We start from the raw sequence: 22658 nt of genomic DNA on the forward strand, positions 1-22658 counted from the left end.
CTATAAGCTTCGACCTACTTCCGTTACAAGAAGTAGGTCATATTTTAATACTTATTTTCTGCCAATAATTAAAAATGTTGCCTGAACTTGGATTTTTAAGTTTACTCATTGTTGTTGCTTTAACCTTTTGTTTAGCTTTTATACCAGCTTACGGTCTATGGCGAAACAAACACGCTTTCGCACAATTGGCTTATCCGTTAAGCATTCTCTATGCTATTTTCTGTACGATAACGCTGATGGCGTTAGCCTATGCCTTTGCGACTAATGATTTTTCACTTGAATATGTCGCGCAACATTCTAATTCCAACCTGCCCTTATTTTATAAGATTGCTGCAACTTGGGGTGGGCACGAAGGTTCAATGCTGTTTTGGCTCTTTTCACTTTCGCTCTGGACAGCACTGTTTGCCCGTTATAACCGTCACAACGATCAGCGTCTTGTTATCTCAACGCTGGTGTTAATGGGAATGATCAGCTTTTGTTTTGCGGTTTTTATTCTATTTTTATCTAATCCTTTCAATAGGTTATATCCAATTCCACTTGAAGGACGTGATCTCAATCCAATGCTGCAAGATATTGGTTTGATCATTCATCCGCCATTGCTTTATCTTGGTTATGTCGGTTTAGCGATCAATTTCTCATTGGTTATTGCTGCTTTAATTTATCAAAAATTTAATGCCGCATTCGCACGATTATGCCGTCCTTGGGTTCTAGCGTCTTGGGCATTTTTAACTATTGGCATTGTATTAGGTTCTTGGTGGGCTTACTATGAACTCGGTTGGGGTGGCTGGTGGTTTTGGGATCCGGTAGAAAATGCTTCATTGATGCCGTGGTTAATCGCCACTGCACTGTTACATTCACTTATTATCTATGAGAAACGAGGAATTTTACTCTATTGGGTGGTATTGCTCTCAATTTTTGCCTTTTCCTTGAGTTTATTGGGGACATTTATTGTTCGTTCAGGCGTCTTAGCATCGGTACACGCATTTAGCATTGATCCGCAACGCGGACACGCTTTATTAACAATCTTTCTGCTGTTCACTTTATGTGGACTATTATTATTTGCTTTACGTATCAAAGAGTTACATTCAATAGCCAGATTTGAGTTATTCTCCAAAGAATCTGCATTTTTATTCGCCAATATTTTATTCAGCCTTGCAACATTTATTGTTTTCATCGGCACATTTTATCCAATGATCTACCATATGTTAGGTTGGGGAACAATTTCTGTCGGTACGCCTTATTTTAACCGGCTCATCGTGCCATTAATTTTTATCCTTATGATATTAATGCTATTTTCGCCATATTTACACTGGCAAAAACTCCCATTTTCGTCAATTAAAAAAGTCACTTTATATCTGTTTCCAGCAGTAGTCATTACATCCTTTCAAATACTGGTAGAGCAGAATTTCAACTTCTCTTTACCTTCAATTTGGGCATTTATTAGTCTAAGTTTGGCTTGGTGGTTGCTACTCAATACTCTCTGTTCTTCGCAATGGAAAAATAAAAAACAATGGTCAATGCGCTTGGCACACTTAGGCATTGCTATCAGTATTATCGGTGGCACAATGAGTAACTATTATGCCAAAGAAATTAGCGTTAAAATGTCTCCCGGCGACACACAAACATTGCATAATTATCAATTCACTTATCTTGGTTTCCGCAATGAAATTGGTCCGAACTATACTGCAGAACGAACGTTTTTCGTGATTAGTCAACAGGACAGTCTCATTGCTGAGATAAGTGCTGAACGTCGCTATTATGATGTGCGTACAATGAATATGAGTGAAGTGGGGATAAAATGGGGATGGTTATCCGATCTTTACATCGTAATGGGAAATAAAATTTCAGCAAATGAATTTGCATTCCGCTTGCACTACAAGCCCTATATCCGTTGGTTATGGTTTGGCGGATTATTAGCAATGTTGGGAGGTTTTATTGCCGTTTGGAACGCTAGAAAACCAAAACTAAAAGGTGAAAAATGAAACGTTGGTTACTCTTTATTCCGGCACTTTTTATTTTAGCATTAGCTCTCACCCTATTTTTAGGAATCAGCCAAGATCCATTGCAAAAAATGAAATCACACCTCAATAAGCCATTGCCGCCATTTTCCTTGCTTGATTTACACGATCATCATCGCCATTGGCAGAATCAAGATCTGCCACAAAATCAAGTTTTCCTGATCAATATTTGGGGTAGCTGGTGTCAATTTTGCAAACAAGAGTTCCCTTTATTGAAGAAAATAGCGCAACAACATCAACTACCGATTGTTGGTATTAATTATTTAGATAAACAAGAAAATGCGGTGCAAACATTACAGCAGCTTGGCAATCCATTCACTATCAATGCCTTCGATAATAAAGGAATGTTTGCAGCAGAATTGGGTATCAACGGTGCGCCTTATACCTTTATTATCGATAAAAATGGGAAAATACGTTATTTTTTTGAAGGTGGTGCGATTAATGAAACGATTTGGCAGCAACAAATGTTACCGTTAATTCAACAATTACAGGCGGAAAAAGGATCATCTTTGAGGAGTTTTTAATGAAAAAATTATTATTTTTATTGCTCTGCTTTACTGCTTTTACACACGCTGAAATCGTTGAAACTTTTCAATTTAATTCGGAAGAAACGCAACAACGAGCTATTTCGATAGCAAAAACATTACGCTGCCCACAGTGCCAAAATCAGAATTTAGTAGAATCCAATGCTGATGTCGCCGCTGAATTGCGTTTGGAAGTTTATACGATGGTTAATCAAGGCAAAAGCAATGATGAAATTATCCAAATAATGACACAACGCTTCGGTGATTTTGTGCGTTATGATCCGCCTTTTACATCAAATACTTTTTTGCTTTGGTTGATTCCATTTGTTGCTGGCATCATTGCCTTGTTATCTTCACTGTTTTATTTAAAAAAGAGAAGAGAAACCATATTAGATCCACAACAAAAAAAGAGTATAGAGACTTTTCTACAACAACGGGAACAGAATGGCTAATTTAGTTTTTTTCGCAGGTGTAGTCGTTTATCTACTGATTTTAGTCGTTATTTTTTATTTACATTCTCCGACCGAGAGTGAGGATCGACATAATCAAAAACTAAATAATCAATTATTACAACAACAATTACAACAATATAAATTTAAGGAAAATGAAGCACTTGCCAATGAAATTATCTATCGATTTATGCAAGATCAGAAAGATGAAGAAATTGCTAACAGTATGGCTGACTATTCTAAAAAAATTGCTTGCGGTATTGGTGTGATTATTCTAGTTGTAATGGTTGGCTATTATTTATATAGCGGTAGACTACAAACACTTAATCAGCAACAGAATACACAACAAACAGAAAATAGAGAAACAACTACAGTAAGCCTTAATGAAGACAATATTATCGCTATTCAGAATAAAATTCGTACTGATCCAAATAATGGTGAAAATTGGTATGAATTAGGTTTAGCTTATGCACAAAATAATGAATTTAGCAATGCTATCGAATCGTACTCTCGTGCAACCGTATTATTGGGTAGAAAACCTTATATTTTAGGTGCTGCTGCTACTGCACTTTATTATAAAGATCAACAACATATATCATCTCAAGCACAACAATGGCTAGATGAAGCATTACAGCTTGATGCAGAAGATACCGCTTCTTTATTATTATTGGCAAATGATGCTTTTAGGCAGGCTCATTATGATTTAGCGATTAATTACTGGCAAAAAGTGTTAGACAGTCATCGAAAAGTGGATCGTAAACTATTGATCAACCTTATACAAATCGCCCAAGAGAAACAAAAATTAATAAAAAAATAGTTGCAGTCGAAAAACTGCAACTATGCCAAAATTTATGAAGAACATTTACTAACTGATGCGTTGTAATCCTGCTGCCAAATCATCAATCAGATCATCACTTGATTCCAAACCAACGTGAACTCTAACTAAGCTCCCACTCAATTTACGTTCAATATTCGGGCGAATTTTCGCAATTTCTTCCGGTTGATTGACCAAAATTAATGATTCATACCCTCCCCAAGAATAAGCCATACTAAATAAACTAAAATGGTCAAGAAATTTCGAAATTTCCTGATCATTCAACCGCTTATTTAATTCAAAAGAGAATAATCCACTTGCTCCGCTAAAATCTCGCATAAAAAACTCGTGTCCGGGACAGCTTGGCAGTGCCGGATGATATACGCTTTTCACCTGCGGTTGTTGTGCAAGCCATTGTGCAATTTTAATGCTGCTTTCACCTTGTTGTTGCAAACGTAATGCTAAGGTTCTGATCCCTCTTGCTGTTACATAAGCAGTATCCGCATCCACCATTTGCCCCATCAAATAAGACTGTTCTCTTAATTGCTCCCAAGTTCGTGCATTAGCCACAGCAGTACCAATCATCGCATCAGAATGCCCCACTAAATATTTAGTACCTGCTTGAATTGAAATATCAATATCGTGCTGCAATGCAGGAAACAACAGTCCTCCTGACCAAGTATTATCGCTCATAATTACAATATCAGGCTTTTTTGCTCTCACAGCTTGAACAATAGCTGGAATATCAGCTACTTCCATTGTTAAAGAACTAGGAGCTTCTAAAAATAACACTTTTGTATTATCTTCAACTAAATCAGCAATTTTCGCTCCCGTCATTGGATCATAAAAAGTAGTACTGATCCCCATTTTTTTCAAAATGATATTACAGAATTCTTGAGTAGGCTCATATGCCGCGCCAGTTACCAAAATATGATCTCCTTGCTGTACAAACGCCAACAGACTGTTACTAATCGCTGCTGCTCCGCAAGGATAAAGATAACAACCGGCCCCTCCCTCCAATTCGCACATCAGATCTTGTAAAGCGAAATGTGTTAATGTACCTCTACGACCATAAAATAGTGCCTGTTTTGCTCTTTCTTGAGTTGCTTTTTTCTTATCTGCCACTGAATCAAACACTAATGAAGATGCTCTCTGAATAACAGGGTTAACACTCCCTTGCGTAACTCTTTTTCCTCTACCAGCGTGAATCAAATGAGTGTTTTTTTGTTGTATTTGCGTTACCATAATTAAACCTCTTTTTGGTACATAAATCGATTAAACATTAATTGATTTGATAGATAAAAACAACTGTATATTTAGAGGTAAAAGCGGTATCTTTTACTGCGTTAAAACAATGATGGTTTTAAAAATATTGTTTTAGTTTTATGATTAATTAGATATTCTCAAGGAGATAATTATGGTATTAGTAGCTCGTCAAGCACCTGATTTCACAGCTTCAGCAGTTTTAGGTAACGGTGAAATCGTTGACAATTTTAACTTTAAAAAACACGTTGAAGGCAAAGCAGCAGTAATTTTCTTCTGGCCATTAGACTTTACTTTCGTTTGCCCATCAGAAATTATTGCATTCGACCACCGTTATCAAGAATTCAAAAAACGTGGCGTTGAAGTTATCGGTGTTTCTATTGATTCTCAATTTACTCACAATGCATGGCGTAAAACTCCTGTAGATAAAGGTGGTATTGGCGAAGTTCAATTCGCAATGGTAGCTGACGTTAAACACGCTATCGCTCAAGCATACGGTATTGAACACCCTGAAGCTGGTGTTGCATTACGTGCATCATTCTTAATTGACAAAAACGGTGTTGTTCGTCACCAAGTTGTGAATGATCTTCCATTAGGACGTAATATTGATGAAATGCTTCGTATGGTTGATGCGCTTGCATTCCACGAAGAACACGGCGAAGTTTGCCCTGCACAATGGTCAAAAGGTAAAGAAGGTATGAAAGACAACCCTGAAGGTGTTGCAGCATACTTGAAGAAAAATGCAGATCAACTTTAATCTGTTATTCTAAATTAGATAAACCCCGCTTAGTCGGGGTTTTTACTTTCTTCCTTTACTTAAATACCACCAATAATTAAAAATAATTTAAATAAATTAGCATTAACTATATAGTTGCCATTAAACTAAAAACTAACCACAGCTAATCTATAAATTCATCAAAATTACACTATATCAATAAACTTTTCCTTATTTATATCCTTAATAAACTATTATTACATCCAATATTGCTATACAATAATCCAATTTATTAGTTAGGGGACGATTTTATGCCTAAAATACTTCTGGTCGATGATGATGTCGAATTTACAAGTTTACTTGCTGAAGTTTTAGCAATGGAGAGCTTTGAAGTTGAAGTAGTACACAACGGAGAAGACGCATTACATACTTTAGATCTCAGTTATGATCTTATTCTATTGGATATTATGATGCCTAAACTTGGCGGTATCGAAACATTAAAGCAGATTCGTCAAAAATATAATACACCAGTGTTAATGCTAACCGCACGTGGTGATGATGTTGATAGAATTTTAGGCTTGGAACTCGGTGCGGATGATTACCTATCAAAACCATTTAATGACCGCGAACTTGTTGCTCGTATTAAAGCAATTCTTCGTCGAGCAACGAAATTGCCGACATCTCCTAATATCAGCAATATTGAATTAAACAACAGTGATGATCAAAGAACATTATATTTTGATGACATCGTGTTATTTCCTGGTCGTCAGCAGGTAATGTATCAAGGTAAAGATTTAGAATTAACCGGTACAGAATTCGCATTATTATCAATGCTTATCCGTAACCCAGGACATATCCTATCTCGCGAATTACTTTCAATTGAAATTTTGGGTAAGCGCTTAACCCCTTTTGATCGGGCGATTGATATGCATATGTCCAATTTACGTAAGAAATTACCACCAAGAAAAGATAATTTACCTTGGTTCAAAACATTAAGAGGAAGAGGTTATCTTCTTGTTACTGAACAATAATCATCTTTGATTTTGGTAAAAGCCCTCAACAATGAGGGCTTTATCTTATTATACGTATACATCAACTTTTAGCTCTGTTTCTCCCCACAGAGCAACTATACAACACTACTTTATGAATTGAGCTAGTGTAAAAGAAGTGATACTTTCAAAATTCAATAATTCTATCATCGCAAATAACAGCATTTTAAACTAAGGAGTTTTTGATGAAAAATGCAATATTACGACCATTTACTTCCCTGACCGGTCAAATATATCTCTTTTTTATATTAATTTTCTGCATTGCATTTACCATCGCTGTTATTTTACCTTCTTTTGATTCCCGAAATTACTCCTTAATCGAATCAAGAGAATTAAATGATTACAATAGTATCGTTTTTTCTATAATGGAAAAAATGAATTCTACAGATGTGTTAAATATAAAAAACACTGATAACTTTTTGGAAAAAAAGTATAACTTAAATTTTGCTTTTATTAACAATAATGATGTTATTTTTAGTAAAAATTATAAAGATCTAGTAAATTTAAGGGATTTTATCTACCACTCAAATAGCCCACTAATTCCACAAAAAAAGCAATTTGATGACACTCAGATTATAGGACCATTTCAAATTAAATTAGATAATAGTGCAAATAACTTAGATAAATTAGATACTTATCGCATTTATTTTATAAAACCAACTAAGCCTCTTTCTCCAATTATCCAAGCATTTTTTGACAAACCAGTCTTAATGCTGATCATTATTGTGATTTTAACTGCACCGTTATTATTAATCCTATCTTATCGAATTACTAAACCAATTATTGAATTACGTAAAGCGGTAAATAATGTTGCTGTCGGTAATTTTTCAATTAATACTGATCTTGAAAAAAATGGACCTAAAGAAATTCGAGCAGTAGGCAAAAGTTTTAATCAAATGGTAACGGCAATAGATAATCTATTAAACTCGCAAAAAAGAATGTTATCCGATATTTCACACGAATTAAGAACACCTCTAGCACGCTTAAAATTATCAGCCGCAATTTTGCGTCGCAAAAATGGCGAAACACCCGAATTAACCAGAATCGAAACAGAAGCAGAACGTTTAGAGCAGATGATTAACGATATTTTAAATATTTCCCGTCAACAAATTAACACACATCTTGAACACGAGATATTTCCTATTGAGGAAATTTGGGAAGACGTTCTCGAAAATGCACGTTTTGAAACAGAACAATCCAAGCAACAGCTAATTGTTAATAATAAAATAAAACACCCCCATCGTTATCGTATTAATGGTAATCCAAACGCACTGGCTGGAGCATTAGAAAATATTATCCGTAATGCAGAAAAATATGGTAACAATACGATTAAAGTCTCTTTCTCTATTAACAAAAATGAACTGATTATGATAGTAGAAGATGATGGTAATGGTATCGATGAAAGTGAGTATCAGAATATATTCCAACCATTTTATCGTATTGATACCGCACGTACACGTGAGAGCGGCGGCATTGGATTAGGATTAGCCATTGTATTTAATACCGTACAACAGCATCAAGGATATATTTCTGCACAAAAAAGTGAACTTGGAGGTTTATCTATCGAAATTCGATTACCTTTATGGTTTGATTAAAAATTAAGGTATTTTTATCCATTAAATGCTAAAAAATCGATAAAATTCTATATAAATTAAATTTTTATTTTTTTTATAACAAGCTTATGTTATCGTGCACGATAAATATAAGAAGAGATAAAACATTACAACACGGAGAACAATAATGGAAGTTTTACACCAATTAATTAAAAACATTAATGATCCTCTGTGGAATATCGTCACAATTATGTTGTTAGGTACAGGGCTTTATTTCACATTATCAATGTTTTTTGTCCAAATCCGCTTACTGCCACAAAGTATTCGCGAAATGCTTGGAGCCCGTAGTGTTGATAGAAAGCACGCCATCAGCCCGTTTCAAGCTTTTGTAACCGGATTAGCGAGTCGAGTCGGAGTTGGCAACATTGCAGGTGTATCATTAGCAATCACTTATGGTGGTCCTGGTGCAGTATTTTGGATGTGGATGACGGCTCTGCTTGGAATGAGCAGTGCATTTGCTGAATCCTCTTTAGCGCAATTATTCAAAGTAAAAGATCTTGCCGGACATTTTCGTGGTGGCCCAGCTTATTATATTACTTCCGGCTTAAAACAGCGTTGGTTCGGCTGGCTATTTGCGATCTGTCTGATTATTACTTATGGTTTTGTATTTAACGCTGTACAATCAAACACCATTGCTGAAGCAGGAAACGGGGCTTGGGGATGGACACCGGAAGCAACTGGTGTTGCACTAGTCATTCTCACTGCACCAATGATTTTTGGTGGAATTCGTAGAATTTCTAAAATTGCAGAAGTCTTAGTGCCTTTGATGGCATTGCTCTATATTGCTATGGCTGTTTTTATTTTATGCAAAAATTTTTCGTTATTACCAACTACCATTCATCTCATTATTTCTTCCGCATTCAATTTTGATGCTGCCGCTAGTGGTTTTTTCGGTGCAATATTTTCACAAGCTATGATGTATGGCATCAAACGAGGTCTATACTCCAATGAAGCAGGAATGGGATCTGCACCTAATGCGGCTGCAACTGCAGATGTTGATCACCCTGTCAGCCAAGGCCTCATTCAAATGTTGGGCGTTTTTGTTGATACTATTGTTATCTGTACCGCAACTGCCGTTATTGTTTTACTTTCTGGTGAATCCATCTCTTCTGAAATTACTGGAGCTCAATTAACTCAACTTGCTATTGAGCATCAAGTTGGTGCTTGGGGAAAAGATTTCCTTGCTTTAATTTTATTTATGTTTGCCTTCTCAACCATTATCGGTAATTACGCTTATGCAGAAGGAAACATTAAATTTATTAAAAATAATCCAACAATGATTATGTTATTTAGAATGTTAGTGCTAGCAATGGTTTATTTTGGTGCAGTTCAAAAAATGCAATTAGTTTGGGATATGGCTGATACTTTTATGGGGTTAATGGCAATGATTAACTTAATTGCAATTCTATTACTTTCGCCAATCGTCTGGCTACTTTTAAGAGATTACCAACAACAATTAAAAACAACTAAATCGCCTATATTTAAGGTTGAAAAATATCCTCATTTAGCCTCTCGAGTTAAAGCGAATATTTGGCGTTAATCAAAATAAAAATGGCAGGGTTAATCTCATTATTAAACCTGCCATTTTATGATTAGTTTACAGCAACTACTTAATTCCCTTATGTCTTAACAACGCGTCCAACTTAGGTTCGCGTCCTCTAAAACGTTTAAACAATGTCATCGGTTCTTCTGATCCACCCTGCGTCAAAATATTATCTAAAAATGATTTCCCTGTTTCTGCATTAAAAATACCTTCTTCTTCAAAACGAGAAAACGCATCTGCCGATAATACCTCTGCCCAAAGATAACTGTAATAACCAGCGGAATAACCACCTGCAAAAATATGACTAAAGCTATGAGGTGTGCGTACCCAATCAGGAGTTTGGAATACTGCCACGTCTTTTTTCACCTCTTTTGCAATCTGCTTCAATTGATCTTTTTTATTCGGATCAAATTCATAATGCAGACGGAAATCAAATAAACCAAATTCCAACTGACGCAATACAAACATCGCTGCGTGGAAATTCTTCGCTTTAATCAATTGCGATAATTTCTCTTTTGGCAATGGCTCGTGAACTTGATAATGACCAGAAATAAAGTTTAGAGCCTCTTCTTCCCAACACCAATTTTCCATAAATTGGCTTGGCAATTCGACTGCATCCCAAGGCACACCATTAATACCAGAAACATCACCAGTTTCAATTTTCGTCAACATATGATGAATACCGTGACCAAATTCGTGGAATAAAGTCGTTACTTCATCGTGTGTAAACAAGGCCGGTTTATCTCCCACCGGACGATTAAAATTACACACTAAATACGCTACCGGTTTTTGCAATGAACCATCTAATTTCCGTTTTCGACTAATGCAATCATCCATCCAAGCGCCACCACGTTTATGTTCTCGAGCGTAAAGATCCAGATAAAAACTTCCTCTGATTTCCCCAGTTTCATCAACCAAATCGAAAAAACGAACATCAGGATGGTAAGTATCTACATCAAAACGTTCTACTGCATTAATCTTAAAAATCCGTGAAACCACCTCAAATAAACCAGATAATACGCGATTTTCTGGGAAATATGGTCTAAGTTCTTCATCATTAATGGCAAAAAGTGCCTGTTTTTGTTTTTCACTGTAGAAGGTAATATCCCAAGGCTCTAAATGCTCAATACCAAAATTGTTTTCACAAAATTGCTGTAATTCAGCAAACTCTCTATCCCCTTGTGCTTTCGAACGATGGGCAAGATCAGTTAAGAAATCCAACACCTGTTTTGGACTTTCCGCCATTTTAGTTGCTAAAGATAGATCAGCATAAGTTTTAAAACCTAACAATTTTGCCAATTCATATCTAAGCGTCAAAATTTCTTGCATAATCGCAGAATTATCCCATTTACCAGCATTCGGACCTTGATCTGACGCTCTAGTGGTAAATGCTCTATACATCTCTTCACGCAATGCTCGATTCTCACAATAAGTCATTACCGGCAAATAACTTGGGAACTCTAACGTAAAACGATAACCTTCCACACCTTTGCTCTCTGCCGATGCTTTTGCAGCCAACAACGCACTCTCAGGCAAACCGGACAATGCTTGCTCATCAGTAATAACTTTATCCCAGCCCATTGTGGCATCCAGCACGTTATTACTAAATTGCGAACTTAATTCCGATAAACGTGCAACAATTTCTGCATAACGTTGTTGCTGTTCAGCAGGCAATGAAATCCCAGATAATTCAAAATCACGCAGACTATTTTCAATTGCTTTCTTCTGATCTTTAGCTAATGTTTCAAACTCGGCACTATTTTTTAACTGTAAATAGGCTTGATACAAACCTTGATGTTGTCCAATCCAAGTGCTGTATTCGGAAAGCAATGGTAAACACGCTTGATACACTTCCCTTAACTCTGAACTATTCTTGACTGCATTCAAATGTGCTACTGGAGACCAAGCTTTACTTAAACGATCATTTACTTCTGCCAATGGCAAATAAAAATCGTGCCAAGTAAATTTGCCCTGTTTTAACACTTTTTCAACCATATCACGACACTCTTGAATTAATTTTGTAATTGCTGGCTGAATGTGTTGCACTTCTATCTTAGAAAATTGAGGTAACCCTTGAAAATTAAGTAATGGATTTGACATTGTTATTATCCTTTTTTCATACAAACATAGCTGTTGTATTTGGGGAAAGTTTGATAGATTTCAAGGGGAATTCACAAAACAAAAAACCTCCTAAAGCTGACTATCTAGGAGGTCTCACTTTATTAATTTACATTACTATTAACTAAATTCTTCTGTGGCTTTTCTACTTTAAATGCCTCAATCAAATTATAAACAGCTTCCTTCGCCATATTATATCTTGTTTCAAAAGTCGCCGATCCTATATGTGGAGTCATTACTACATTATCTAATTTCAATAATTCCGAATCCAATGGTAAGGGTTCTTGCTCAAACACATCTAAACCAGCAGCTAAAATCCTTTTTTCTTTTAATACTTCTATTAAAGCATTTTGATCAATTATCTTACCGCGACCACCATTAATCAAAATAGAAGAAGGCTTCATTAATAACAATTTTTCTTTATTAATCAATTTTTCTGTTTCTTTTGTTAATGGCAAAGTAATACAAACAAAATCAGATAACTTCAATAATTCATCTAAACTATACCATTTAGCCTTATAATCATTTTCTACATCAAATTTTCTACTTCTATTTGTATATAAAACTTCCATATCAAACCCTAAGTAAGCCCTTTTTGCCACAGCTGCACCAATTTTTCCCATCCCAATAATACCTATTTTTTTATGGTGTACATCTGTTCCAAATAAGGATTCATCAATACCCTTTTTCCATTTTCCTTGATATATAAAATTTGATGTTTCCACTACTCGTCTAGCCGTTGACAATAATAATGTAAAAACTAGATCTGCTGTAGTATCAGTCAAAACATCAGGTGTATGCATTAATCTTATACCTTTTTCTGTTAATTGATTAACATCAAAATTATCATAACCTGCTGAAATAGTAGAAATAACTTTTAAATTATCGGCGTTATCTAAGATATCTCCTTTTAAATCAAAACTAGAACCGATTAACCCTTCGGCAGAAGATAATTGCTTAATAAATTCAGAATAATTTTCCTTATTAATTTTATTAAAAAATACTATATCAAAATTATCTTTTAAAATATTTAGTAAATCATCGGGAATTTTTTTATATAAAATAACTTTTTTCTTTTTCATAATTCATAAATCCTATATATCATATTTTGATAATTGTTCTTTATTCGGTAAACCGTCATTATCTCCAGGAAATTGAATAGCCAAAGCACCAAAAAAATTTCCTCTTTTAGCAGCTTGCTCCAATGTCTTATTTTCTAATAAAGCACTAATTACTCCCACAGCAAAAGCATCGCCAGCACCAACAGTGTCAATAATATTATCAACTTTAACCGCCGGAACAGTCCCCTCATTCCCAATTGAATCTCTAAAATAAGCACCTTTTTTTCCTAATTTTATAATGACCTTTTTGGCTCCATTTTTTATATAAAAATTAGCAATATCTTCATTAGAGTCATATCCTGTCAATATCTTTCCTTCATTAACTCCCGGTAAAACAATATCTGACTTAGAAGCTAAATAATTAATCTTCTCTCTCATAATATCTTCGTTTTTCCAAAGAACAGGGCGAAGATTAGGATCAAATGTGATTATTCCGGATTTACTACGAACTTGATTTATCAAATATTCTGCTACATCAAAACAATTATCCGATAAAGCCAGAGCAATTCCTGTAATATGCAAGAATTTAGTATTTATTACTTTATCCAGATCTGCAATAGATAAATAACTAGCAGCAGATCCTCTTCTAAAGTATTCAACTTCAGGATCACCGTTCATATTTTTTAATTTAGATTTTAATTGAAATCCGGTTCTATGCGTAGAATCTATTTTAACAAAATCACTATTAATATTTTCCTTATTTAAATAATTTAATATTGTTCTACCAAAAGAATCCTTTCCTATTTTACTAATCCAACTTACATTAAAACCTAATCTGGCTATGCCCGTAGCAACATTCAATTCTGCTCCTGCAACTCCTTTACTAAAATAACTAACATCATCTAAAGGTTTTTCTTCCCCTGCAATAAACATTATCATTGCCTCACCAAAAGTCACTACATCAAAAATATTTTTCATATTTTATCCTCTATAATATTGTAGAACCTCGTTCAATTAACCTTCCGGAATAAGCAATATTATTTCTTTCTACAACTGATTTATTAATCCTATTTATTAGTAATTTACAAGCCATATAACCAATATCGTAAGTAGGTTGCTCTAATACAGATATTCCTCCTGGTATAATATTACTCCAATTAGGATTATCAAATGTAATAAATCCAATATCCTTACCCACCTTTATCTCTATTTTTTCAAGCATAGATAATAAATTCAATACTACCTTTCCATTTACAGAGATAATAGCTATTTTTTTATCTTTATTCTTGATAAAGAAATTTAAAATTTCATTTTTTAAAAAAGAAGAATTTTCTGAATCATTTACTTCTAAAACTTTCCCTATCACATTAATATTACTTACAATATATTCTTTAAATGTTTGTACTCTGATTGATCTCGCTTGACTTAACTGCACATTTTCTGTCACGAATAGTAATGCATTAAATTTCTTATTTAATAAATAATCAATCATCATTCTAGTAGATTTTTTATTATCCAATCCCACTAGATCACATTTGTAATTAGATATCTCTCTATCTACAGAAACAACAGGAATACTATAAGAAGAAAGAACATAATTTTCTATCTGTAAACTTTGAATAATTACTCCCTCAACCTGATAACTAGATAATGATTTTAAAATTTTTGTTTCTCTTTCAAAACTATCATTTGTACTAAATAACAATAGTGCATAGTCATTCTCAAAAGCATACTTTTCTACGCCTTGAAATAATTCAATTGAATAAGAGTTATTTATATCAGAGACAATGAGAGCAATCAGTTTAGTATTTCCTCTTTTTACTCCTTGTGCAATTTGGCTAGGGAAGTAATTTAATTTTTCAACTGCCTTTTCTATCCTAGCTACAGTATCTGGAGCTATTAAATTAAATTTTTTATTTAAAAATCTTGATACTGTAGCTTTACTTACTTTCGCTAATTTTGCTACATCATTTATCGTTGCTTTTTTTTGCATATCTCATAACATAATTAACTAATTATAATATCACTTAATAGAATACTCGGAATAAATATAACAACAGCCAGCACTACTAAAATAATTGCTATATACGGTAAAACAGCTTTAAATGATCTATCTATAGACAATCCACCAATTACACTAGAAATTAACAAACACAATCCATAAGGAGGTGTAATTAATCCTATAGATAATGTAATAATAATTACAATTCCTAATTGGACAGGATCAACACCTATAGATTGTGCTACAGGATAAATGACAGGAACAAATAATACCATTGCTGGAATAGCATCCATAAATGTTCCGATAAATAGGAAAAATAAAATAATTAATAAGAAAAATAAGTATTCTCCACTATATAAATTGCTAAAAAATCCAGCAACAATATGGTTGATTTTCATATATCCTAGAAACTCTCCCAATGCTGAGGCAGCTGCCAGTGCAAATAAAGATAAACAACTTAGCTCCAATGTTTCTATTAATATTTTAGGAATATCTCTATAACTAATAGTTTTATAATAATATGCACTCACTAAATATGCATAAATCGCCGAAAATGCTGCAGCTTCAGTTGCAGTAAAGATACCAAATACGATACCTAAAATAATAATTAATGGGGTTAATAATGCTGGCAATGACTGCTTAAAAAGTTGCCAAAATAGAGATAATGTTATCGGTTTTTCTTTTGGTAAATGTTCTTTTATCGCGACATAATAAACAAAAGCCATCATTCCCAAACCAATTAATATTCCTGGCAATAACCCCCCAATAAATAACTTACCAACAGAGGTATTCGTTAATCCAGCGTAAATAACCATAGTAATACTTGGTGGAATAATACTCCCTATTGTCGAGGATGCTGCTGTAACGCCTACAGCCATTTCTTTACTATAGCCTTTATCTATCATATTCGGGATCAATATTTTTCCTATTCCTGCTGTATCTGCTTGAGATGAACCGCTTACTCCAGCAAATAACATAGAAACTAAAATATTTGCATGTCCTAAACCACCAGGATAACGTCCTACAATTCCTAATGAAAAGTTGATTAATTTCTTTGAAATATTTCCTCTATTCATAATAGAAGCAGTTAAAATAAATAAAGGAACAGCTAATAAAACATAGGAATTTAAGCCATAAAACATTTTCATTGGAATAACTGTATATGGAACATTACCAATAAAAGCAATCCCAAGTAAAGCAGAAATAGCAATAGAATATGCAATAGGAATTCCAATAAATATAAACAATATAAATAATATAGTAATAGCTAAAAGTGTCATTATTTTTTCCTTATCAGCAAACTAATTTTATCAAAGCAGTCTTCTAATAAAAATAGGATAATACTTGAAAAAGTAATTGGTAAAATCAACCAAACATATCCCTGTCTAAAAATAGGTATAGTAACCCATTTAGAATTCCAAAATGATGAAGTAATTTCAGCTGAGTAGACTAGACATATTATAGAAAAACATAATATTATCCCATTCTGAATAAGAGATAATATACATTTATATTGTTCTGATTCTATTTTGTTTTTTAAGAAAGAAAAGCTGAAATGTCTTTTTTTTCTTGTCATTACTGCTGCGCCTAATAATATCGACCAAATAAAAGCATTTACTGAAAGCTCTTCTGTCCAAATAACACTGATATGAAAATAGCGACTAATAACTTGTATAAATGTTGTCATCACAAATATTGAAAGGAAACAGGCGCTAATTATTAGCTCCAATTTAGCTATGATATCAATCACCTTACGCATAATTAATCCTTAGCCAGTTCTCTAATTTGCTCTATGACATCTATCATAGTATGTTCTTTACCCCATTTATCCTGGATTTCAACTGCTTTTATGACAAATGGTGTAGTATCAAGACTATTAACTTTTGCTCCATCAGCAATAGCTTTTTCTTTGTAATTTTTTTCTTCTGCATAAACTGCATTTCTTTCAGCATCTGTCGCTGCTTTCATTGCATTTTCAAATACTTCCTTATGTTTATCATCTAATTTATCCCATAATCCTGAACGCACTAATAAAAATCTTGTTGTATAATCGTGACCAGTTTCAGAAATATATTTACCATTATTTGTTTTGTGGTGTTCCATTGGAACTAAATAAGGGTAGGCATTTTCAGCACCATCAACAACATTGCTGCTTAATGCTTGGTACAACTCCGCCCAGGCAACTGATGTAGGGATAGCCCCAACACTTAGCCAATAATCAGAAACAACACCGGATGTTTGAGTTCTAATTTTAAGCCCTTTTAAATCTTCCGGTTTAAATACTGGTTTCTTACCATACCAATGACGAACACCAGCAGTCCAATAACTTTTCACATAATATTTTTTACCCGATTTTTCATAGATAATATCTGCAATCTTCTTACCGATATCTCCATCAACAACTTTTTCCCAGTGTTTATAATCATTGAAAAGATAGAGTAGAGAAAATATATCTACTTCATCAATTCCTAATGAAGTCATAAATCCTGGTGAAACTAAAACAACATCAGCACCACCTAAAATAAGTTTTTCAACTAATTCATTTTCATTTGTACCAATAGTTCCGGCATGCACCTCAATATTAAATAGTTGAGATTGTTCCGCATCATCTTTAAGTTTTAACATTCCTGTCTGATAAGGACTATCTAAATTTGTCTGATTATGTGCAGCAACAACATTTACTTTTCCTGTATCAGAAGTATTTTTATCATCACATCCATTGAGTAATACTAAAGAAGATAACAGCAATGCTAAAATTGATTTTTTCATAAGGAACTCCCGTTAACATAATGACTAAATTTATACTTAAACCTATTATGAAACCGGTTTCACAACAATAAGGAAAGTAAAGAAAGGTGATCACTATCACAAAAAATTTATGCTTTTTATTTATTAATCTATATCAAATATCCAAAACACCTTTCCAATTTTGATCTAGATACTTTAGAATATTGCTTACATTTCCATCATTACCGATTCCTTTTACTATGAATACATCAATGAAAGTTGAAGAATTAGAAAATAAAATTAGAGAACGTTATGACAACTTAAGTAAACGACTAAAACAAGTTGCCAAATATATTTTAGATAATCCAAATAGTGTTGTTTTTGATACTGTTGCTATAATTGCAGAGCGAGCAGATGTTCCCCCCTCTACATTAATCCGTTTTGCAAATGTATTTGGTTTCAAAGGCTTTAATGAAATGAAACAAATTTTCAAAGAAAGCTTAATAGAATCAACAGCAGATTACCAAGAACGTGCAGAATTATTCTATAAAATAGGTGAAAAAAGAAATGAACAAAGTAGCCCTGAAAATATTCTCGCCGTTTTTTCTCATGCCAATGCGGCAGCTCTCACACAATTATCTAATAGCATTGACCCAAAACAACTAAATGAAGCAGTACAATTACTTGATTCTGCTAATACTATATTCATTATTGGATTAAAACGTTCATATAGTGTAGCCTGTTATTTAAATTATGCTTTACATCATCTTAATCGGCGCTCCTTTATTATTGATGGTTTAGGTGGGATGTTTGAAGAACAATTAAATATTATAAAACCAGGCGATGTTGTCGTTGCAATCAGTTTTTCGCCTTATGCCAAAGAAACACTTAATATTTTGGACTCTGTAGCTAAAGCTGGAATTAGACAAATCGCAATTACAGACAGTCAGTTAAGTCCTTTAGTCAGTTTTAGTGATATCGCGTTCATTATAAAAGAAGCTCATATCAATGGATTTCGCTCACAATGTTCAACAATGAATCTTGTGCAAAGTTTGGCAATTTCACTTGCTTTTAAACAAAAATCATAATAAAAACGGCTAATTTCCCAACAAAATTAGCCGTTTAACACATATAATGATAACTAATCTTTACCCTTTATACTTTTTCCATAAATGAATCAACCGCTGATATTTTTCACGAACAGACTTCATTAACACATCATCATTAATTTCATTTGCTAACCATTTGGCTGACGCTTCTGCAAAAATAGTTCTTCCAACTGCAAATCCTTTGACGATATCTGCATTAGCGGCTTCTTTAAAAGTTTCATCAAAGACACTTTCCGGCGCATCTAGACCTAAGATCAAGACGCCACGACAATAAGGATCATTGGCTGAAATCACCGCTGTAAGCTGCTGCCAAGTGACTGCTTTTAACCCCGGCAATTTCCACCAATCCGGTTTTATACCTAATTGATACAAATGACGAACAACATCAAGATAATAGCTCTCTTTTTGTTCCATTGTTGATGGTAAAATGATCTCTAACAATAATTCGTGACCTGTACGACAACAAGCCTGATACACCTCAAGCAATTTTTTATCCTGAGCTTGTTTCATTCCTTCATTATCATTTGGATGATAAAAAACCAAACATTTCACAATATGCTCTTTAGGCCAGGATATTAATTGACTACCCAAATCACCGTGCTCCAACGCCAATGGTCGTGAGGCAGGTTGTTCTATCGGACGACCAATCCACCATTTTTTTCCGGTAATTGCATTTAATACATCTTGTCCATATGTAGTATCTGCCAAAATCCCTGCTTGACCATTTGCAATTCCCTCTTCTGCTGCTGTTTGCTCTGCGGCTTTCAACAATAATTTTTTCAGCTCAGGGATTCGATGAAGATCCGCCCCACATTTCTTCGCCATTTCCTCAAGTTGTAAACGATGATCGAAAGCAAAAATACAGACATTATCCCATTGTTGCTTTCTAGTGGTAACACGATGTAGATGATTCAATCTACTATCAAGATCTGGTCTAGGAACACACTCAGATCGAGATAAATAATCATCTAACTCAGTTTTTGTTGGCATTGCCGGAGCACAACCATGACGAGATACCACTAAAGCCCCACACGCATTAGCATAACGGCACGCCTGTTCCCATCCTTCTCCGTTAACATAACCACGCAATAACCCGGACATAAACGCATCGCCGGCACCCAACACGTTCAAAACAGCAACACGAACGCCATAAACATTCAAGCCACCATCCAGATCATTAGGAATATCCCCCTCAAAGACAGAACACCCTGATGCACCTCGTTTACACACTAAAGTCGCCTGACTATATTTACGGATATTCTTCAATGCTGTCAAAGTATCCGTTGATCCTCCTGCAATATGAAATTCTTCTTCTGTTCCAACCAGTACATCAAAATGATGTAATACTTCCTGCAATGATTTCGTTACCTTTTCAGAATCTATATAGCGCGTTTCACCATCACCTAGAGAAGTCAATCCCCACAATACCGGACGATAATCGATGTCCAACAACCGTTTTGTTCCATTTCGTCCAGCATATTCTAAAGCGGTTAAAACTGCTTGACGTGTTTTAGGATGAGAAAGATGCGTACCTGTAATGGCTAATGCTTTTGCTGAGGCAATGTATTCTTCATCAAAATCATCCGCTGTGATCGCCATATCTGCACAGTTATCACGATAAAAAATAAGAGGAAATGTTTCCTTATCTTTGATTCCTAAAATAACTAATGCAGTAAGACGCTCTTTATCAGTAATTAAATGACTGGTATCCACACCAACACTTTGCAATTCTTCTCGCAAAAAACACCCCATATGCTCATCGCCAACTCTTGCCAACATTGACGACTTCAAACCTTGAATCGCCGTTCCATACGCAACATTACCGGAAGAACCACCTAAATATTTTGAAAAACTGCTCACATCTTCCAAACGAGAACCAATCTGTTGTGCATAAAGATCGACTGCGACACGCCCCAAACAGATTACATCTAATGTTTTAGACATTTTATGCCTCCTAAAATCTATATGATGAAATAAACGATTTAATATTTCACAACTTATAGTTATAGCCGTTATATTTAAATAAACTTCTTATCTAAATAGGTGCTTCACTAGCATATTTATAATTTATTCAATCAAACAAATAATATTTATGAAAGTATCCTAGGAATCCACAATGAAAAACTTGGAAATAAAATCATTAATAAAATAACAAAAAATACTATAGACAAATACGGTAATAGATATTTTAAAGTTTTATCTAATTTAACCTCTGCTATCCCCATAGTAATAAATAAGACTCCTCCTACTGGTGGAGTAACTCCAGCATAAACTAAAACAACGATCATTATAATTGCAAATTGAATCGGATCTATACCGTACTGATAAGCTATTGGCATTAATATTGGAGCAACAATAATTGTCGCCGCTATTGTTTCGACAAACATACCAATAAATAGCAGAAATAAAACTAATAAAAATAAAATTACATATGGACTATCTGTAATTCCTGTTAAAAAATTTATAATAACCTCTGGCAATCTTGTAAAAGCAATAATCCAAGATAATACAGTTGCTCCAGAAATAATTAGAGTACACATAGCAGTCATTGTTGCCGCATTAATTATAGCTTTTTTAACTTTATAAAAGTTTAATTCCTTATAATATATTCCAACAAAAAAAGCATATATAACAGCTATTGCTCCTGCTTCTGTAGGAGTAAATAATCCAGCTAGAATTCCTCCAATAATAATAAACGGCATTAATAAAGCTAAATATGAATTTTTCATAGCCATACATAATAACTCTCTTGATGCCTTACTATCTCCTCCTAATTTTAATTTTTTAGCATAAATATAAGTAACAATAACTAAACCTAATGCTATTGCTATACCAGGAACAACACCCGCTAAAAATAAATCTTTGATAGATAACCCTGTTAAAGAAGCAAAAATAATAGCCGTAAGTGAAGGAGGGATAATAGGTCCTAGAGAGCCAGCAACAGCTTGCAATACAGCGCTTAATCCAGCTGGATATCCATTTTTTTTCATAGATGGGATCATTAAAGAACCTACGGCTGCAGTATCTGCTGCTGCAGAACCGGAAACTCCAGCAAATACTACGGATGTAGAGATATCTATCATTCCCAGTCCCCCTTTAAAATGACCGACCAGACATTTTGATAAATATATTAATCTTTTAGATATACCACCATGTTCCATTAATTCACCTGCCAACATAAAAAAAGGAATAGCTAACAGGGAAAAAGTATTTAATCCAGAAAATAGGCGTTGAGATATCAAAGTCAATGGCAAATCATTAGCCATTATTGCAATCACTGCTCCTAATCCCATAGAAAAAGCTATAGGTACTCCAAGAATAATTAATATAAAGAAAGTTAAAAATGCAATTACTAACATAATTTTCCATCCTTATGTTTTATAAGAAAATGTATTTGCTCTATTAACATCAACACACCACCTATAGGAATTGATAAATTAATCAGCCACATTGGAATATTTAATAATGGAGAAAAGACTAATAAATTATTTATACATAACTCATATCCGAAATAGATTACCAATCCCACATAGAAAATAGAAATAATATCTACTAACATATATGGTACTCTGCCTAATTTATCACCAATAGCCTGTAATAATATATCAAAAGTGATATTTGCTCCCCTAGCTATAGTAAGGCTGGATGATACC

General features: G+C 34.1%; 20 protein-coding genes. 9 read left to right on the top strand and 11 right to left on the bottom strand.

Translation table 11 applies throughout. The features are described from left to right. Positions 1-74 precede the first annotated feature (74 nt). From QV04_RS00985 to QV04_RS01000, 4 genes are read left to right on the top strand one after another with little or no spacing between them, the layout of a single operon-like run. Positions 75-1982, top strand: coding sequence for a heme lyase CcmF/NrfE family subunit (locus tag QV04_RS00985; protein ID WP_065230636.1), 1908 nt, complete (start codon positions 75-77; stop codon positions 1980-1982). Further along, positions 1979-2542: a DsbE family thiol:disulfide interchange protein gene (locus QV04_RS00990; RefSeq protein WP_065230635.1), complete on the top strand. Its 564-nt coding sequence runs from the start codon at positions 1979-1981 to the stop codon at positions 2540-2542. The genes QV04_RS00985 and QV04_RS00990 overlap by 4 nt, the downstream gene beginning before the upstream one ends. Continuing rightward, entirely contained in the window at positions 2542-2994 is a 453-nt protein-coding gene (nrfF, locus tag QV04_RS00995) for a heme lyase NrfEFG subunit NrfF (RefSeq protein WP_065230634.1), read from the top strand. Before QV04_RS00990 ends, nrfF begins: the two co-directional genes overlap by 1 nt. After that, positions 2987-3808, top strand: a complete 822-nt coding sequence (locus QV04_RS01000) for a nitrite reductase (protein WP_065230633.1) — start codon at positions 2987-2989, stop codon at positions 3806-3808. The genes nrfF and QV04_RS01000 overlap by 8 nt, the downstream gene beginning before the upstream one ends. A gap of 48 nt (positions 3809-3856) precedes the next feature. Here the strand turns inward: QV04_RS01000 and metC are convergent, their stop codons facing one another. Beyond that, on the bottom strand, positions 3857-5050 hold the full coding sequence (metC, locus tag QV04_RS01005) for a cystathionine beta-lyase (protein WP_065230632.1): 1194 nt from the start codon (positions 5048-5050) through the stop codon (positions 3857-3859). 172 nt (positions 5051-5222) lie between these two features. Here metC and QV04_RS01010 point away from each other — a divergent pair, with 172 nt between their 5' ends. The 4 genes from QV04_RS01010 to QV04_RS01025 all read left to right on the top strand — a co-directional run bounded on the left by QV04_RS01010 (position 5223) and on the right by QV04_RS01025 (position 9985). Then, positions 5223-5825: a peroxiredoxin C gene (locus QV04_RS01010; RefSeq protein ID WP_039173097.1), complete on the top strand. Its 603-nt coding sequence runs from the start codon at positions 5223-5225 to the stop codon at positions 5823-5825. 269 nt (positions 5826-6094) lie between these two features. Then, the gene (cpxR, locus tag QV04_RS01015; protein ID WP_039173102.1) at positions 6095-6814 is read left to right on the top strand and encodes an envelope stress response regulator transcription factor CpxR; all 720 of its coding nucleotides are present in this window, start codon (positions 6095-6097) and stop codon (positions 6812-6814) included. Positions 6815-7017: 203 nt separating this feature from the next. Further along, the gene (gene cpxA / locus QV04_RS01020; protein ID WP_065230631.1) at positions 7018-8427 is read left to right on the top strand and encodes an envelope stress sensor histidine kinase CpxA; all 1410 of its coding nucleotides are present in this window, start codon (positions 7018-7020) and stop codon (positions 8425-8427) included. Between the two features lie 145 nt (positions 8428-8572). Continuing rightward, on the top strand, positions 8573-9985 hold the full coding sequence (locus tag QV04_RS01025) for an alanine/glycine:cation symporter family protein (protein WP_039173110.1): 1413 nt from the start codon (positions 8573-8575) through the stop codon (positions 9983-9985). A 66-nt stretch (positions 9986-10051) separates the two neighbouring features. On the opposite strand, the gene prlC is transcribed toward QV04_RS01025, so the two are convergent. The 7 genes from prlC to QV04_RS01060 all read right to left on the bottom strand — a co-directional run bounded on the left by prlC (position 10052) and on the right by QV04_RS01060 (position 17938). Next, positions 10052-12094, bottom strand: coding sequence for an oligopeptidase A (gene prlC, locus QV04_RS01030; RefSeq protein ID WP_197494774.1), 2043 nt, complete (start codon positions 12092-12094; stop codon positions 10052-10054). A 116-nt stretch (positions 12095-12210) separates the two neighbouring features. After that, positions 12211-13188 (bottom strand): 2-hydroxyacid dehydrogenase, encoded by a 978-nt coding sequence (locus QV04_RS01035; RefSeq protein WP_065230629.1) that lies wholly within the window; start codon positions 13186-13188, stop codon positions 12211-12213. 12 nt (positions 13189-13200) lie between these two features. Continuing rightward, on the bottom strand, positions 13201-14145 hold the full coding sequence (locus QV04_RS01040; RefSeq protein ID WP_065230628.1) for a sugar kinase: 945 nt from the start codon (positions 14143-14145) through the stop codon (positions 13201-13203). Positions 14146-14155: 10 nt separating this feature from the next. After that, positions 14156-15160 (bottom strand): LacI family DNA-binding transcriptional regulator, encoded by a 1005-nt coding sequence (locus tag QV04_RS01045; protein ID WP_065230627.1) that lies wholly within the window; start codon positions 15158-15160, stop codon positions 14156-14158. A gap of 14 nt (positions 15161-15174) precedes the next feature. Continuing rightward, a complete protein-coding gene (locus tag QV04_RS01050; RefSeq protein WP_039086391.1) occupies positions 15175-16449 on the bottom strand; it encodes a TRAP transporter large permease in 1275 nt (424 codons plus the stop codon). Then, on the bottom strand, positions 16449-16928 hold the full coding sequence (locus tag QV04_RS01055) for a TRAP transporter small permease (RefSeq protein ID WP_065230626.1): 480 nt from the start codon (positions 16926-16928) through the stop codon (positions 16449-16451). The genes QV04_RS01050 and QV04_RS01055 overlap by 1 nt, the downstream gene beginning before the upstream one ends. Before the next feature lie 2 nt (positions 16929-16930). Beyond that, the gene (locus QV04_RS01060; protein ID WP_042906912.1) at positions 16931-17938 is read right to left on the bottom strand and encodes a TRAP transporter substrate-binding protein; all 1008 of its coding nucleotides are present in this window, start codon (positions 17936-17938) and stop codon (positions 16931-16933) included. A gap of 218 nt (positions 17939-18156) precedes the next feature. On the opposite strand from QV04_RS01060, the gene QV04_RS01065 reads away from it, so the two are divergent. Further along, positions 18157-18984: a MurR/RpiR family transcriptional regulator gene (locus QV04_RS01065; protein WP_419177503.1), complete on the top strand. Its 828-nt coding sequence runs from the start codon at positions 18157-18159 to the stop codon at positions 18982-18984. Between the two features lie 60 nt (positions 18985-19044). On the opposite strand, the gene QV04_RS01070 is transcribed toward QV04_RS01065, so the two are convergent. From QV04_RS01070 to QV04_RS01080, 3 genes are all read right to left on the bottom strand, one after another. After that, the gene (locus tag QV04_RS01070; protein ID WP_065230624.1) at positions 19045-20949 is read right to left on the bottom strand and encodes a bifunctional 5-dehydro-2-deoxygluconokinase/5-dehydro-2-deoxyphosphogluconate aldolase; all 1905 of its coding nucleotides are present in this window, start codon (positions 20947-20949) and stop codon (positions 19045-19047) included. 146 nt (positions 20950-21095) lie between these two features. Further along, positions 21096-22364: a TRAP transporter large permease gene (locus QV04_RS01075; protein ID WP_039173135.1), complete on the bottom strand. Its 1269-nt coding sequence runs from the start codon at positions 22362-22364 to the stop codon at positions 21096-21098. Further along, positions 22358-22658: TRAP transporter small permease (locus tag QV04_RS01080; RefSeq protein ID WP_156548322.1), on the bottom strand; the 301-nt coding region annotated here is incomplete at its 5' end. The genes QV04_RS01080 and QV04_RS01075, both read right to left, overlap by 7 nt.

It is taken from the genome of Gallibacterium genomosp. 1, from assembly GCF_001678575.1.
Taxonomy (GTDB): Bacteria; Pseudomonadota; Gammaproteobacteria; order Enterobacterales; family Pasteurellaceae; genus Gallibacterium.